We start from the raw sequence: 15443 nt of genomic DNA on the forward strand, positions 1-15443 counted from the left end.
CAGATTTTTTGTTATTTCACGTTGATTCATTGATGGTATGAATGATAACCCATGGTATAGTTTACTCTTGCAGCAAAAAGGCATACCAGTAAGTTTGTCCTTAGGTAGAGTCCAAACCCCAACAACATCTATGATTTACCAATTGCAAGAAAAGATTAGGAACATCAAGAAAAACCTTACTTTGAAGGAAAAGCCCAGATAATCGCTTAAAACGGAGAGTTTTGTGCCAAGCTTGATCCGAATGAAACTCAAATCACATAAGAAGCATTTGAAGCGTATTTAAAAGAAAATGGCTTTCAATTAGCAAAACAGCTTTAGTGATAGTAGAAGAGACTGAGACAAGTTTCGTCCCAGTCTCACAAATGACAATAGATTCTTCAATTTAATTAGCTAACTAGTTTTAGGCCAATCACAGAAAATAAAATAATAATCATGGAAGCAAATTGCAGCCAGTTCATTTTTTCTTTAAATAAAAATACTCCAAGGATCATTGAACCAATGGAACCAAAAGCTACCCAAATACTATAGCTGACCCCAGCTTCTAATGTATTCATTGAATGCGATAAAAGTAGTAAACTAGAGGCTGCAGAAATAATAGTTATAATACTCCAATTTATTTTTTTAAATCCGTGTGAATTTTTAAGAGAAAAGACCATTATGATCTCTGCTATTCCTGCTAGTATAAGATAAAGTATATCCACAGATTATTCCTCCTTTGTTGTGATTTTTAGACCCAAAATTCCTATAACTAATAATGCAGAAAACAATATTTTTTGCACAGATACACTTTCATTCAGAAATAAAATACCAAAAATGATTGTTCCAACTGCACCTATTCCAGTAAACACTGTATATGCTGCTCCAGTAGGTAAGCTTTCCATACCTTTAGCAAATAAATAAAAGCTAATAACAACGAGCAAAATCGTCAAAATGGAATAGAAAAAATGATGGAAATTCTCTGATTTTTTTAAACAAAGTACCCAAAAAATTTCTAAAAAACCTCCGAAGATAACGTAAAACCAGTTCTTCTCCATTTCGTACCTCCTTAAGAAAAATTAGATATCAGAAAACAAAAAAGGGATTGGATAAGAGTAATCTTATCCAATCCCTTAGGATCCTCCGATATTCGAAAAAATTGTAATATATTTTTCAATTAATGTAAAGAAGATATTTCTTCTAGTCTTGAAAAATCAAGTAAAGTATACTATGTTGGACTTCCACATTTTAAAATCAATAGGATAAATGACAGTTATTTTTCAAGATTTTCTTCACCTTTCTAATCGTTGTAAACTGATAAAAGCATCGTTCTTAACGTCTATTCTTAATTTAATGACATAATTCAATGATTGTCCATCAGATTATCACTATAAAAAATAAATTTAGGCACTTTAATCATACAAGGTTGTGTGCTTTTTGTGTACCATAAAAAAATGAGGCAATAATCAGATTTTTTCTAACTATTATCCCACTCTAATGAAAAAATCAACACTATCTTATTTTCTCCCTTTATTTTGTCTAAGATGACAATAGAAAAATATCCGTAATTAAATTATTTTATGATACAATAACCAAGATGAGGAGGGAATGGATTGAAAGAATTAAAAGTAACTGACCTCAATAAAACGTATGGTGAAAAAGAACTATTTAACCAGATTTCTTTTTTGATCCACGAAAAAGACCGAATCGGTTTGATTGGAACTAATGGAACTGGAAAAACAAGTTTATTAAATATTTTAGCAGGTATCGACAGTGGGGATGGAGATCGACCAACAGTTTTTTATCCGAATGATTATCGAATTGGATATTTGTCACAGACAACCGAATTTTCTGATGAATTGACTGTACTTCAAGCGGTTTTTCAAGGAAATAGTCCATTAATCCGTACCGTGAGAGAATATGAGGAAGCTTTGCTTGTATTAGCTGAGAATGGCGAGGACGAGAGCGTTCAGAGACGTTATGCCAAGGCAGAAGAACAAATGAACAAAGAAGATGCTTGGACCACAGATACAAATGCTAAGATTATCTTACAAAAATTAGGCATCAGTGAATTAGACAAAAAGATTGGCGCACTATCAGGTGGACAAAAAAAACGTGTAAGTTTAGCACAAGTCCTAATCGATGAGCCTGATTTATTATTATTAGATGAACCCACGAACCACTTGGATTATGAAGCGATTGAATGGTTAGAAAATTACTTAAAACAGTATCGTGGATCGTTATTAATGGTCACCCATGATCGTTATTTCTTGGATCGAGTGACGAATCGCATTTTTGAACTATCATTTGGACAACTACACGAGTATCGAGGGAATTATGAAGCTTATATTTTAGAAAAAGCTGAAAGAGATCGTGTGGAAGTGGAACAAGAAGAAAAACGAAAGCGCCTGTACAAACAAGAATTAGCCTGGATGAGAGCTGGAGTTCAAGCACGCGGAACGAAGCAACAAGCACGCATCAATCGTTTTGAGGATCTTAAAGAAAACTTGTATCAAGTCAATCATGAAGCAGACCTCGAATTGAATATCGCAACGAAACGTTTAGGAAAAAAAGTATTAGAGATCAAAGATGGAACATATGCTATTGAAGGGAAATTGCTGATCAACCATTTAGATTTGTTGATTCAATCACGAGAACGTTTAGGGATCACTGGGAAAAATGGTGCCGGTAAATCAACCTTACTGAATATTTTAGCGGGACGTATTCCTTTAGATAATGGTACGTTTACGGTTGGTGAGACTGTTCGTATCGCCTACTATACACAAGAAAATGAAGAGATGAATCCCGAAAAACGCATGATTGCTTATTTGCAAGAAGCAGCTGAAGAAGCTCAAACGGCAGAAGGTATGCAAATTGGTGTGGCTGAATTATTGGAAAGATTTTTATTTCCTCGATTTATGCATGGCACATTGATCAAAAAATTATCTGGTGGCGAAAAACGTCGACTATATCTATTGAAATTGCTGATCCAACAACCTAATGTTTTACTCTTGGATGAACCAACGAATGATTTAGATATCGCCACACTGACCATTTTAGAAGATTATTTTAAGAGTTTCCCAGGTGCCGTGATTACTGTATCACATGACCGTTATTTCTTAGACAAAGTAGCAGAAAAATTATTAGTTTTTCAAGGAAATGCTAAGCAAGAATTATATTATGGGAATATGTCGAGTTATTTATTGACACAAAAAGATGTAGCGCCTTTAGGTAAAGAAAAAATGAATGAACCAACGAAGCCGGCTGCTGACGATAAAAAGGAAACAAAAAAGAAACTTTCTTATTTAGAACAAAAAGAATGGGAAACGATCGAAGATGAAATTGCTGAATTAGAAGAACAGATTTCAGAGCTGCAAGAAGAAATGAATCATCAAGGAGATAACTTTACTCGTTTACAAGAATTACAAGCAAACGTTTCACAAGCAGAAAGCAAATTAGATGAGAAAATGGCTCGTTGGGAATACTTAAGCGAATGGGTAGAAGACTAGGAGGAAAAAAATGGAGCAAGCATATCTTGATTTAGGCAGGAAACTACTAGAAGAAGGACATGAAAAAGGCGACCGAACAGGCACCGGTACACGCAGCATTTTTGGCTATCAAATGCGGTTCGACCTACAAAAAGGATTTCCATTATTAACAACGAAACGGGTTCCTTTTGGGTTGATTAAGAGTGAATTGTTATGGTTTTTAAAAGGTGATACGAATATCCGTTATCTTTTACAAAATAACAATCATATCTGGGATGAATGGGCGTTTGAACGATATATCAAAAGCGATGAATACCATGGGCCAGATATGACTGATTTTGGCCATCGAAGCATCTCTGATCCTGAGTTTAATAAACAATATCAAGAACAAAGTCAGCTATTTTGTGAAAGAATTTTAACTGATGACGCATTTGCTGAAAAATATGGCGATTTAGGTCACATCTATGGGTACCAGTGGCGCCATTGGGAAACGAAAGATGGTGGGTTTATCGATCAAATCAAGGAAGTGGTCGAAGCAATCAAAAAAACACCTGATTCAAGACGTTTGATTGTGTCTGCTTGGAATCCAGAAGATGTTCCTAGTATGGCGTTACCGCCTTGCCACACGATGTTTCAATTTTATGTTCATGATGGTCGTTTAAGTTGTCAATTGTATCAACGGAGTGGTGATGTATTTCTAGGTGTGCCTTTCAATATTGCCAGTTATGCTTTGTTAACCCATCTGATTGCGCATGAAACTGGATTAGAAGTTGGTGAATTTATCCATACTTTAGGTGATGCTCATCTCTATTCAAATCATGTGGAACAAATGAAAGAACAACTTTCAAGAGAAATGCGTGCGTTTCCTAAATTAGTTTTAAATACAGAAAAAAAATCTGTGTTTGACTTTGAAATGGATGATATCAATGTTGAAGGCTATGAACCTCATCCAGCAATCAAAGCGCCAATCGCAGTATGAACACAGAAAGGATGATGAAATGTTAGCTGCTATCTGGGCACAAGATGAAAATGGGTTGATCGGTAAAGAAGACCAACTGCCTTGGCGATTACCCAATGATCTGAAGTTTTTTAAACAAATGACTGAAGCAAACACTTTAGTTATGGGAAGAAAAACATTTGAAGGTATGGGAAGTCGTCCGTTGCCTAACCGTCAAACAATCGTGATGACAAGAGATCGTGATTACCAAGCTGACAATGTCATGGTTATGCACGAGATTGAAGAAGTATTGGACTACGCAAAGGAAAACGATGGCATTTTGTTCGTTGCGGGAGGATCAGCTATTTATAAAGAATTTCTTCCTTTTTGTTCGGTGCTGTATCGCACAGTCATCCATCATTCTTTTACAGGGGATACTTATTTTCCAGAAGTTGATTGGGATCAATGGTCATTAATCAATATCAGCCAAGGGGAGATGGACGAAAAAAATCCTTATGCCCATCAATTTGAAACATATCAACGAAAAAGAAAATAAATAACCAATGAAAAAAGGTATTTCCTGAAAGCTTGTTTAGCACATTTTGGGAAATATCTTTTTTAATAAAGTTGAAATGATCAATACCACATCTTTGGATGAAAACGGAATCGTTCGTAGAGGTATTTAATGAAAAAACGTCTGTTGTCTGTTATACTTAAAAAAGAAATTGCCTTTATTAGTACTTGTTGTAAACCAAAAGGCATCTTGTTAAAGGAAGAGTGAGATAGTATGACAAATGTAAAAATCGTAACAGATTCTTCTTGTACAATGGAAAAAAGTGTGCGAGATAACTTAAATATCCAGGTGATGCCGCTAGCTATCATGATCGATGGCGTGGTCTATCCTGATGATGATCAATTAGGTGGAGAAAAATTCATGGATATGATGGCTCAAGCTAAATCATTACCAAAAACGAGTCAACCGCCAATCGGTGAATTTATTTCAACCTATGATCAACTTGGCGAAGATGGCAGTGAAGTTATCTCGATCCATATGACTAAAGGTTTGAGTGGAACGGTTGAAGCGGCCCGTCAGGCAAGCAATCTGACTAAAACGAAAGTGACTGTCATCGATAGTGATACAACCGATCAGGGGCTGTCCTTCCAAGTGATCCGTGCTGCTGAACTTGCACAAGCAGGAAAAAGTGCTGATGAGATTCTTGAAGAAATCAAAAAAGTACAAGAAAATACAAAATTATATATTGGGATCTCTACATTAGATAACTTAGTCAAAGGTGGGCGCATTAGCCGAGCAACTGGTTTATTGTCAAGTGTATTGAACATACGTGCTGTGATGAATTTCACTCATGGAGAGTTGATCCCAGTTGCTAAGGGTCGAGGAAAGAAAACTTTTGACAAATGGTTCAATAATTTGAAGAAAGAATTAAAAGAACTACCAAATGTTCGTCAAATTGGGATCTCTCATGCAGATGCTCAAGAGCTTGCTCAAGAATTTAAAGAAGGACTACAAGAATTATTTCCTGATATGACGATTCCTGTTCTACACACGAATCCAGTTATTGCAACACATACGGGGAAAAACGCCTTTGCAATCATGTATTACGTTGACTAAATCAAGAGGATAAATCATTGGTCAGTTAGCCATTGATTTTATCCTTTTTTTCTTTATAATAATTCTTATTTTTTTCAGAAACACTACCTTTTTATTTTAATTTTTGATAACATAAGAAACAATCGAATAATATGAGGTGAATGATATGAAATTAACAAAACGACAACTATTGCTCGTTTTGTTCCCATTACTTATCGCTATATTTGTATATTTAGGACTATCTTTATCGATTCCAAAAGCTAAACCGCTATTAAAACCAGCAGCGACAGTTAGTCAAAAGACGGATCAAAAAGAAAAAATCCATTATGTAGCTATCGGCGATTCGTTAACTGAAGGAATAGGAGATCAAACGAAACAAGGTGGTTTTGTTCCATTAGTAGCCAACGATTTAAAAGATCGCTATGATCTGACTGCTGTTGAAATTGAAAACTATGGGGTAAACGGTGAACGGAGCGATCAAATTTTAAAACGGCTCAAGAAAAATTCAGAGATTCAAACAAACATTAAATCAGCTGACTTTATCACTTTGACAGTGGGCGGAAATGACTTAATGAAAGTGATTCAAAACGATCTATTTGGGATCAGTATCCAATCATTTAAGCGACCATTACAAAAGTATCAGAAAAATGTTGAACAACTGATCGAAGAAATTAGGAAGTTAAATGGTCACGCACCGGTTTACATCTTAGGTATTTATAATCCATTCTATTTGAATTTCCCTGAGATTAAAGACATGCAGACGATTGTGAACAACTGGAATGCTGGGACTGAGTCTGTTGTCAAAAATGCGGACAACTGCTATTTTATCCCAATCAATGATTTACTATATCAAGGGTTAAACCAAAAAGTTGGCGTAACTGAAGAAGGAACGAATCAGTCAAGTACTAGCGAAAGTACGTCAAATAGCAAAAATAATGTATTGTATGAAGAAGATCATTTTCATCCTAATAACTTAGGCTATCAATTGATGGCCAATGCTGTACGAGATGAATTAATTGAAACGCAAGACCAATGGTTGCCAAGGGAGGATCAGAAATAATGGAAAAACGCTCAAAAAAGGTTTCGACACAAACGAATACTGAAATTCAAAAGAAAAATTATTGGAAATGGGCTTTTTTGATCCTTTTAGGAGTTGTTTTTGGATCAAGCATCTTTTTAGGTACTCGGATTTTTGCGAATCGAGAACCGGATTTTGCTAAGGTGCCAGCGATCACCCAAAGACAAGGAGATCCAGTCTTGACCATCAACACCAATAAAGAAAAGGTCAATCAAATGATCAGTTTTTTCTTGACAGATTATCAAAAAGACCAAGGTATTCAATATAAATTTTATCTTGAAAATGAAGCGATGTTGAATGGTACGTTTGAAGTATTAGGATTTCCAATCAACTTTTATCTGTACTTTGATCCATATGTGATGGAAAATGGAAATGTCCAATTAAAAGCGAAAAGTCTTTCGATCGGCACATTGAGTCTACCGATCAAAGATATCATGAATATGATCAAGCGAAATTATAAGTTGCCTGATTGGATTGAAATCAATACGGATGATTTGACGATCATGCTACGTTTAGATCGCTTCCGTATGCAAAATGGTATGTACATCAAAGCAGATAAAATTGATTTAGTGAATGATGACATTCGTTTTAGTCTATATCTACCTAAAGAAACTGGTGAAAAGACAACGAGCAATAAAACGACAAAGAATACTGATACCACCGACACGAGTGTAACGAAGCAAACAGTGGGTCATTGATGGGAGAGAGAAGGATGGAAAGAGCAATTTTTGCTGGAGGATGCTTTTGGTGTATGATTCAGCCCTTTGATACGCTACCAGGGATTCATACGATCATGTCTGGCTATACAGGTGGACATGTGCCATCTCCAACCTATGAACAAGTCAAATCTAAAACGACTGGTCATACAGAAGCGGTAGAGATCATCTACGATCCAGAGAAAATATCATATCAAGAATTAGTGGAAATTTATTGGCAGCAAACCGATCCAACGGATGCATTTGGACAATTTGAAGATCGTGGCGAGAATTATCGGCCGGTTATTTACTTTACGACAAATGAACAGAAGAGAATCGCGGAAGAAAGTAAAAATCGATTAGCGGCTAGTGGTCGGTTTACAAAACCGATCGTGACCACGATTGAAAAAGCACAACCATTTTATTTGGCTGAGCCAGAGCATCAAGATTATTATAAAAAAAATCCTGAAAATTTTGAGCGAAACCATGCAAGAAGAGCGGCTTTCGTCAAAGAAAACTGGGAGGAAAGAATGTGAATCAAAGCTTCTATCATTATTTAATGACTCTTCGTGGCGGTAAACAAGCAGATCAACAATCTGTTTTCGCCACAGAAGCAGGGAAAGATATCCAGTTTCCTAAACATAGTACGAGTTATGAAGAAATTTCCGATTATCTAGAATTGAATGTGGATTATTTGTCATCTATGGATATATTTGATGAGGTGTGGGAAAAATATTTAGAAAACAGCCATTGATTCTGCGTTTGTTTTCTTCATTTTTTAGAAAAGATCAAAAAGGAAACATCTAGTCGCATTTTTTGTTTTTTTTTTCTATAATAGAGAAAGAACGATAACCTTGAGAGTGGAATGATGGATATTGACAAAAAAACAACGCTATATCGACCGTTTTTGGCTTATAATCAAATATATACTTTGCTCCATCTTGATCGCTTTTATTTTAAGAGGATTTCTTCTTATTCCAGTGCCAGTGGAAGGTAATTCGATGGAAAACGTCTTGAAACAAGGTGACATGGTTGTAATGGAAAAATTTTCTGAAATCAGACGGTTTGACGTAGTTGTTTTTCAATTGGCTGATGGAACGATTTATATCAAACGAGTGATCGGGTTGCCAGGAGAGACAATTAGCTATGAGAATGATCAGCTGAAAGTGAATGGAAAAGTGGTCGAAGAACCTTTTCTAACGAAAAATAGAAAGTCAGATCATGAAAGTAGTCCTTATACAACGGACTTTACTCTGGAAGAATTAACGAATAAGACAAAGCTGCCAGCCGACAGTTACTTTGTTTTAGGGGACAATCGACGTGTTTCGAAAGACAGTCGCTCCTTTGGTATGATTACAGGAAGCGAAATATTGGGTAAGGCTCGCTTTGTTTACTATCCTTTGAACGAGATAAAATGGATTGGGTAAAGAAAAGAGATCATTCAGGATGATTTCAAGGCGCTAATGCCAGCGCTTATTTGTTTTAGAGTGAAGAGGAAAGCAACCTCCAAAAGTTAGATTTTTTGGTCTAACTTTTGGAGGTCGCTTTTTTACTTGATTAAAAGAGTACAATTAAGATATAAAATGATCTAATTTCTTGCCATTTTATGTTCTAAAAGAGATGATAGGAGAAAAAGTAAGAAGGGATAAAAGTGCGCTATCATATCATGGAAAGTTTAGATATTCGGAGAAATCTAGCAACAGAAGAATATCTTATGAACAGTTTCGACAGTGATGAACCCTTATTTTTATTATATATTCAAAAACCTTGTGTGATCATTGGACGAAACCAAAATAGTTATGAAGAGATCGATCTAAATTATTTAAGAGAAAAAAACGTGACACTCACTCGGCGAACCTCTGGAGGAGGAGCTGTATATGATGACTTAGGTAATCTAAGTTTTAGCTTTGTGACCAGTAAAAATGCAATGAAATTTGGTGAGTATGAATCCATTACCTCGCCTATTGTCACAGCATTAAGAAAAATGGGCGCAACCAAAGCAGAAGTTGGTGGACGTAATGATATGTATATCGAAGGAATGAAATTTTCAGGGAATGCCATGTATACGAAAAAAAATCGGTTATACTCACATGGTACATTAATGTATGATGTTGATTTGTCCGTTCTTGATAAAATTTTGACGGTTTCCAAAGAGAAAATTGAGTCTAAAGCAACGAAATCAGTAAAAAAAAGTGTGACGAATCTTAAACCATTTTTAAAGGAAGAATATCAATTTGAAAAAACCGCTGACTTTAGAGATGCACTGATTTGTGAAGTCTATCAGGTCGATGATCTGCAAGAAATTGAAGATAAAAGGGTAGATTTGACGAAGAAAGATGAACAAAACATTGAACAAATCGTCCAGAATCGTTATGCCAATGATGATTGGGTCTATGGTGAAACACCAAGGTTTTCGGTGAAACGCAGAATCAGGCTCCCAAAAGTTGGAATTGTGGATGTCCGTTTGTCGACACTGCATGGGAGAATCAATGAGATTCGTTTTTATGGTGATTTTTTTGGACAAAAAGATGTAAGTATTCTTGAACAACAATTACTTGGTCAAAAATTTATTTATGAAGAAATAAAAAACGCATTAAATGATATGACTGTTTCAGATTATATCTTTCATTTTAATAACGAAGATCTACTAGCACTACTATTTTAGTCAAACAAGCCAAAATAAGTGCATAGGAGACCAAGATAATTTATCTAAAAAAGCCTTCCATCTGTTTTTCTAATGGAGGGCTTTAAAAAATTTACATTTTCATCCAGACAGGTTCTAATGTATTTCCATCTAAATCTTGGACTTCAAGTGAAAACATTTCTTCTTCAGACATGCCCATATCGACTTCATGGTAGCTTCCGCCATTTTCTTTCGCCGTATTTGCAAACTTTTTAACTTCATCCGCATTTGCTACGCTAAAAGAAATCAAGGCGCCACTTGTTTTTTTATTATCTGCGATTTCTTTGTCTTTTAAGAATTTTTTGTAAAAACCGTGAGAGAGTAACATGATCCAAAATGTGTCGTCCCAAACCACAGCGCTTGCTTCGTCAGTTGAAAATTCTTCATTTTTCTTAAAGCCCAATTTTTCATAAAAAGCAACAGACTTGTCTACATCTTCAACGGGGAAATTAACAAAAACCATACTGTTCATTTGTACCTCTCCTTTCTTTTATCCTATCATCTATTAAAATGTAAACGTTGTCAAAAGATGCGTGCTGAAAGAATTCTTCTTTACAGTTTTATAAACGTTCATTGAATATATTTATCGGCAGAATACTAGAAAAAACGATTAAACCCAATCGAATGTCGTTCATCATTAAAGACAGGAACATTCTTCATTTGAAGAAGCAGGGTACACCTGAATAGGGAGGAAGTATTGAAATGTTTCCTATCTCTTGCAATCTTCTTGCGAAAAAGTGCAACCTCATGGAAAGGAATTGAATATGGTATGCGTACGGCTTAAACTGAGAGTATCAAAGCAAGGAGGAGAAAATTTGAGAATAAAATTTGGAATTGATAATCACATTGCACAGGATACAGTGAAGGTAACTACCCATTCTTCTTGCGAAAAAACGTGGGGGAGAATAAAAGAAGCTATTCTGACTACGGAGCAAACAATCGTAGTAATTGATGCAAAAACAAATAAGAAAGTTTCCAGGCTATTAAGTGATGTCTCCTCAATCGAGTCAAAAGAACAGATGTGTCATGTCGTTTTTACATCAAATGAGAGGTATCTATTAGCTGTACGGTTAAAAATAGTTGAGAAGCAATTTACAAGTTACGGATTTGTGCGGATCAACATTAGTACGCTGGTTAATCGATCTTTTATTAAAGCTTTTCGTTCTACGGATAATGCAAGGGTTGAAATTGAAATGAAAAATGGTTCTAAATTTATTGTGAATCGTCACTATGTAAAAAAATTTAAGGAGATGTGGGTATGAGTAAACAGATAAAACATAATTTTTTTCAAACGTTCTCGTTAAGCAGCATCTGGTTGATATTTATAATAACAAGCTTCTTTGCGAAAGGACAGATGATCCATGTTTATTTTCTTTGGCACGTAATGGGTGTTAGTCTAGTTTGTGCATTAGTCTTTGGTGTGATGTATGATGTGCTTTGGAATCATCTTACGCTGAAACCAGTCAGTAATATTTTGATTGCGACTGTTGGAAATACAGTTGCGGGTTTAGCGATTTTCAATTTGCTTTCATTCAAACTGCCTTTGGCAATTTCACCAATTAATCTTTTGGCAATTTATCTTATTTTAAATTTGATCTTACACACCATTGCTTTTTATCTATACGCAAAAAATGAGAGCAAAAAGCAAGCAAGAGCGTTAAATAAAAAAATAAATAACTCAATCGATTAAACGTTAGAAAGCAGGATGGGGGGGTCCGCTCATTTTTAACTGAAAAAGGATAATCGACAGTTGATGATTCCAAAACTCAGAGTCGATAATTAAGTGAAAAAATATCTCAAATTATATTGAGTAATGGATAACGAAGAGGTCTTAGAGGAAGTGTTATCTCACCAATTTGTAGCATGGAGGAATCAAGAACCCAGAGAACGGAAAATGCCAAAATGAGAGTGCGATTAGTAGGGAAATATGATAAAATACGGAACAGGCGCCTTTTTGTTATTTATAATGATGTATTTTCTTTTTATTATTATAGTAATAAAAGTACAAAACATGTTTGATAAAGAAAAATACCCTAAGGCGTTGAGATTTAGTATCATGATAGAAGGATTATTCTGCCGAACCACTGATGAATAAAAAGCGGTATCCACTTTAAAAAATTGTAAAGTCAGGATAAATGCATAAAAATAATCGCTGATCTTAGGTTCATGGTAGTATGGATAGTTGCAGAGCTGCTTTTGAAAGAGTCTACCCAATAATTGTTTTGAATAATATAAGGAAAATGAGCCTAATCAACTTACTTGATGGTAGTAGACTTGTATGCATAGATTTACTAAGGTTAAATATGATAATGTAAGAATAAGGTTTGAAATCCTTATATGAAAGGAATGAATTTATTCTATGACGATCCAATGGTTCCCAGGGCACATGGCAAAAGCCCGTCGTGAAGTTTCTGAGAAAATGAAATATGTCGATATCGTCTTTGAATTAGTCGATGCACGATTACCTTTGTCTTCACGTAATCCAATGCTTGATCAGATCATCCAACAAAAGCCAAGGTTGGTATTATTAAATAAAGCTGATCTAGCAGACCCCCAACAAACGAAGTTATGGCAAACGTATTTTCAACAACAAGGTCATCAAGCATTAGCGATTACCGCTCAAGAGAGTAAAGGGATTAAAGCGTTGATTCCAGCAGCCAAAGAAGCACTGAAAGAAAAAAGAGCACGTGATGCCGCTCGAGGGATCAAACCACGAGCAATCAGAGCCATGGTTTTAGGTATTCCAAATGTCGGGAAGTCAACATTGATGAACCGCTTAGTTGGGAAAAAAATTGCGCAAACAGGTAATAAACCTGGTGTGACAAAAGGACAACAATGGTTGCGCCTAGGTAGCGAATTAGAGTTATTAGATACGCCAGGAATCTTATGGCCTAAATTTGAAGATGAAGAGATCGGTAAAAAACTAGCACTAACCGGAGCCATTAAAGACCAGTTAGTTCATTTAGATGATCTCGCTATCTATGGCTTAGATTTTTTCGCTCGTTACTATCCAGGAAGAATTGCGGAGCGCTATCAGTTGCCAGAAGAAGCAGAACAACAATTAGCACCTGAATTATTGATGACGATTACTGCAAAGCGTGGCTATAAAGATGATTATGATCGTGGTAGTGAAGTGGTAGTCTTCGATATCCGTCAAGGAAAACTTGGGCGCTACACATTAGATCGATGTGAAGAAATGGGGAAAACAAGCGATGAGTGAATCGATCCAAAGTATCAAGGAACGATTAAAAACAGTGACGTCGTTAACTGATCCCTTCATTGCCGAACTAAAGCAAGATCAGCGAAAAGGGGTACAACAAGCGCTTCTATCCTTTGAGAAACAAGTAAAAAAAACGGCATTGATCCAAGAAAAATATTTGGAAATGTCATTATTTGAGAATCAGGCATATGAACAAGGATATGAATGGATTGCGGGGATTGATGAAGTAGGACGTGGGCCTTTAGCAGGGCCAGTAGTAGCGGCCGCTGTCATCCTACCTAAAGACGAACCGATCCTTGGATTAAATGACTCGAAACAATTATCAGAAAAAAAACGAGAACAGCTTTATGACCAAATCCAACAAAAAGCACTTGCTATCGGTATCGGCATCATTGATGAAAAAAAGATTGATGAGGTCAATATTTATGAGGCAAGCAAACTAGCAATGATCCAAGCTGTAGAAAAGCTGGCGATACGTCCAAATTATCTCTTAATTGATGCCATGACACTGGATTTGCCAATCCAGCAAGAAAAATTGATCAAGGGAGATGCTCGTTCAGTTTCTATTGCGGCAGCAAGTATCATTGCAAAAGTTTATCGTGATGATTTAATGAAAAAATATGATGAACTATATCCAGGTTATGGTTTTGGCCATAATGCTGGTTATGGAACGAAAGAACATCTACAAGGCTTAGCAACACAAGGAATTACCCCTATTCATCGACGCTCTTTTGCACCGATAAAAAATTATTTAACTTAAGATGTTTGACCGTCTCTTGCGTATTTTATTTAAAAGTAACTTCGAGAGGCGGTTTTCGTTCATGGATCAGATTGAAGGATTTTTACTTAAATTAGCTTATGCGAAAGGAATTAGCAGTCAAGGAAAATGGGCGGTTGTCCAGGCTTTATTGGAAGCTCAAACAAGCGAGTTGTCTTCTTATGAAATCATTGAAATCGCAAAAATTGTTCGTCATCGAGAAAAATTTCAAGAAAGTTGGCGGCAAATCAATCAAAATTTTTCGAAGTTTAAAACAGCTCAGTCATTCATTACTTGTCTTGACCCGTGCTATCCCCCGCAACTTTTTCATCTTGCGACACCACCGATTCTTTTATTTTATTCTGGTGATCTTTCTCTACTAAAACAAAAGATGCTCAGTGTGGTTGGGGGCAGGAAAACCTCGGTCTTGGCAAAAAAAGTTGTACATGAACTTTTAACTCCGGTCATAGATGCTAACTATGTCATCGTTAGTGGCTGTGCCAAAGGAATCGATACATACGCACATTTGGCTGCGATTAAAAATACTGGAAAGACGATTGCGGTAATCGGTACAGGAATTAAAAAAGCCTACCCAAAGGAAAACCAATTTCTTCAAGCAGAAATTGGAAAGAATCATCTTTTACTTAGTGAATATCCACCATACGAAGGACCAAAACAATACCGCTTTCCCATGAGAAATCGAATCATTGCTGCTTTGTCACAAGGCACTTGTGTCATTGAAGCAAAGCAAAAGAGTGGTTCTTTGATAACAGCACAACAAGCGTTAGAAATCGGTCGAACTGTTTTTTCTGTACCTGGAAATATTTTGACACAATACTCAACTGGCTCCCATCAACTAATTCAAGATGGTGCTGTTTGTGTGATTTCTGGTGAAGATTTATTGTTCGAGTTGAAAGAATAACAGGAACTTCTCATTTGATTTTCTTGACAAACGTTTTCTGAATGGATATGATAAGCTACGATTTGTATGAGTCCGCTT

18 protein-coding genes and 1 pseudogene are annotated in these 15443 nt (G+C 35.9%); 16 read left to right on the plus strand and 3 right to left on the minus strand.

All coding sequences use genetic code 11. The annotated features are described in order from the left end of the window. Positions 1–37: 37 nt before the first annotated feature. Positions 38–258, plus strand: a pseudogene (locus tag IGL28_RS05035) (type IA DNA topoisomerase); the annotation flags it as partial. A 128-nt stretch (positions 259–386) separates the two neighbouring features. Here IGL28_RS05035 and IGL28_RS05040 read toward each other — a convergent pair. Continuing rightward, the gene (locus IGL28_RS05040) at positions 387–701 is read right to left on the minus strand and encodes a DMT family transporter (protein ID WP_010737364.1); all 315 of its coding nucleotides are present in this window, start codon (positions 699–701) and stop codon (positions 387–389) included. A gap of 3 nt (positions 702–704) precedes the next feature. After that, a complete protein-coding gene (locus tag IGL28_RS05045) occupies positions 705–1034 on the minus strand; it encodes a DMT family transporter (RefSeq protein ID WP_010737365.1) in 330 nt (109 codons plus the stop codon). A gap of 555 nt (positions 1035–1589) precedes the next feature. Between IGL28_RS05045 and IGL28_RS05050 the strand changes: the two genes are divergently transcribed. From IGL28_RS05050 to IGL28_RS05095, 10 genes are all read left to right on the plus strand, one after another. Continuing rightward, positions 1590–3485: an ABC-F family ATP-binding cassette domain-containing protein gene (locus IGL28_RS05050; protein WP_128427424.1), complete on the plus strand. Its 1896-nt coding sequence runs from the start codon at positions 1590–1592 to the stop codon at positions 3483–3485. A 10-nt stretch (positions 3486–3495) separates the two neighbouring features. Beyond that, positions 3496–4443: a thymidylate synthase gene (locus tag IGL28_RS05055; RefSeq protein WP_081128702.1), complete on the plus strand. Its 948-nt coding sequence runs from the start codon at positions 3496–3498 to the stop codon at positions 4441–4443. Positions 4444–4462: 19 nt separating this feature from the next. Then, positions 4463–4957, plus strand: a complete 495-nt coding sequence (locus IGL28_RS05060; protein ID WP_010719546.1) for a dihydrofolate reductase — start codon at positions 4463–4465, stop codon at positions 4955–4957. Positions 4958–5188: 231 nt separating this feature from the next. Beyond that, positions 5189–6031, plus strand: coding sequence for a DegV family protein (locus IGL28_RS05065; RefSeq protein WP_010719545.1), 843 nt, complete (start codon positions 5189–5191; stop codon positions 6029–6031). 145 nt (positions 6032–6176) lie between these two features. After that, positions 6177–7070, plus strand: coding sequence for an SGNH/GDSL hydrolase family protein (locus tag IGL28_RS05070; protein WP_010719544.1), 894 nt, complete (start codon positions 6177–6179; stop codon positions 7068–7070). Beyond that, the gene (locus tag IGL28_RS05075) at positions 7070–7786 is read left to right on the plus strand and encodes a YpmS family protein (RefSeq protein ID WP_081128701.1); all 717 of its coding nucleotides are present in this window, start codon (positions 7070–7072) and stop codon (positions 7784–7786) included. The genes IGL28_RS05070 and IGL28_RS05075 overlap by 1 nt, the downstream gene beginning before the upstream one ends. A gap of 14 nt (positions 7787–7800) precedes the next feature. Continuing rightward, positions 7801–8319, plus strand: coding sequence for a peptide-methionine (S)-S-oxide reductase MsrA (gene msrA / locus IGL28_RS05080; protein ID WP_010737371.1), 519 nt, complete (start codon positions 7801–7803; stop codon positions 8317–8319). Then, positions 8316–8537, plus strand: a complete 222-nt coding sequence (locus tag IGL28_RS05085) for a YozE family protein (protein ID WP_010719473.1) — start codon at positions 8316–8318, stop codon at positions 8535–8537. Before msrA ends, IGL28_RS05085 begins: the two co-directional genes overlap by 4 nt. 121 nt (positions 8538–8658) lie before the next feature. Beyond that, a complete protein-coding gene (gene lepB, locus IGL28_RS05090) occupies positions 8659–9210 on the plus strand; it encodes a signal peptidase I (RefSeq protein WP_010719472.1) in 552 nt (183 codons plus the stop codon). Between the two features lie 224 nt (positions 9211–9434). Next, on the plus strand, positions 9435–10448 hold the full coding sequence (locus IGL28_RS05095; protein WP_081128700.1) for a lipoate--protein ligase: 1014 nt from the start codon (positions 9435–9437) through the stop codon (positions 10446–10448). Positions 10449–10539: 91 nt separating this feature from the next. Here IGL28_RS05095 and IGL28_RS05100 read toward each other — a convergent pair whose 3' ends face one another. After that, positions 10540–10938: a VOC family protein gene (locus IGL28_RS05100; RefSeq protein WP_010737374.1), complete on the minus strand. Its 399-nt coding sequence runs from the start codon at positions 10936–10938 to the stop codon at positions 10540–10542. Between the two features lie 343 nt (positions 10939–11281). Between IGL28_RS05100 and IGL28_RS05105 the strand changes: the two genes are divergently transcribed. From IGL28_RS05105 to dprA, 5 genes are all read left to right on the plus strand, one after another. Next, positions 11282–11728 (plus strand): LytTR family DNA-binding domain-containing protein, encoded by a 447-nt coding sequence (locus tag IGL28_RS05105; protein WP_034700296.1) that lies wholly within the window; start codon positions 11282–11284, stop codon positions 11726–11728. Beyond that, positions 11725–12156, plus strand: coding sequence for a hypothetical protein (locus IGL28_RS05110; protein WP_010737376.1), 432 nt, complete (start codon positions 11725–11727; stop codon positions 12154–12156). The genes IGL28_RS05105 and IGL28_RS05110 overlap by 4 nt, the downstream gene beginning before the upstream one ends. 669 nt (positions 12157–12825) lie before the next feature. Continuing rightward, a complete protein-coding gene (ylqF, locus tag IGL28_RS05115; protein WP_010719467.1) occupies positions 12826–13686 on the plus strand; it encodes a ribosome biogenesis GTPase YlqF in 861 nt (286 codons plus the stop codon). Then, a complete protein-coding gene (locus IGL28_RS05120) occupies positions 13679–14446 on the plus strand; it encodes a ribonuclease HII (protein WP_081128698.1) in 768 nt (255 codons plus the stop codon). Before ylqF ends, IGL28_RS05120 begins: the two co-directional genes overlap by 8 nt. Before the next feature lie 61 nt (positions 14447–14507). Continuing rightward, positions 14508–15365, plus strand: coding sequence for a DNA-processing protein DprA (gene dprA / locus IGL28_RS05125; RefSeq protein WP_081128696.1), 858 nt, complete (start codon positions 14508–14510; stop codon positions 15363–15365). Positions 15366–15443 lie beyond the last annotated feature (78 nt).

This window comes from Enterococcus sp. AZ077 (assembly GCF_051714965.1).
Taxonomy (GTDB): Bacteria; Bacillota; Bacilli; order Lactobacillales; family Enterococcaceae; genus Enterococcus_B; species Enterococcus_B hirae.

Bases quoted from the DNA above. Each gene is read 5' to 3' on its own strand.
- IGL28_RS05045 (WP_010737365.1), bottom strand. From the start codon at position 1,034: ATGGAGAAGAACTGGTTTTACGTTATCTTCGGAGGTTTTTTAGAAATT.
- IGL28_RS05055 (WP_081128702.1), top strand. From the start codon at position 3,496: ATGGAGCAAGCATATCTTGATTTAGGCAGGAAACTACTAGAAGAAGGA.
- IGL28_RS05060 (WP_010719546.1), top strand. From the start codon at position 4,463: ATGTTAGCTGCTATCTGGGCACAAGATGAAAATGGGTTGATCGGTAAA.
- IGL28_RS05065 (WP_010719545.1), top strand. From the start codon at position 5,189: ATGACAAATGTAAAAATCGTAACAGATTCTTCTTGTACAATGGAAAAA.
- IGL28_RS05070 (WP_010719544.1), top strand. From the start codon at position 6,177: ATGAAATTAACAAAACGACAACTATTGCTCGTTTTGTTCCCATTACTT.
- IGL28_RS05075 (WP_081128701.1), top strand. From the start codon at position 7,070: ATGGAAAAACGCTCAAAAAAGGTTTCGACACAAACGAATACTGAAATT.
- msrA (WP_010737371.1), top strand. From the start codon at position 7,801: ATGGAAAGAGCAATTTTTGCTGGAGGATGCTTTTGGTGTATGATTCAG.
- IGL28_RS05100 (WP_010737374.1), bottom strand. From the start codon at position 10,938: ATGAACAGTATGGTTTTTGTTAATTTCCCCGTTGAAGATGTAGACAAG.
- IGL28_RS05110 (WP_010737376.1), top strand. From the start codon at position 11,725: ATGAGTAAACAGATAAAACATAATTTTTTTCAAACGTTCTCGTTAAGC.
- ylqF (WP_010719467.1), top strand. From the start codon at position 12,826: ATGACGATCCAATGGTTCCCAGGGCACATGGCAAAAGCCCGTCGTGAA.
- IGL28_RS05120 (WP_081128698.1), top strand. From the start codon at position 13,679: ATGAGTGAATCGATCCAAAGTATCAAGGAACGATTAAAAACAGTGACG.
- dprA (WP_081128696.1), top strand. From the start codon at position 14,508: ATGGATCAGATTGAAGGATTTTTACTTAAATTAGCTTATGCGAAAGGA.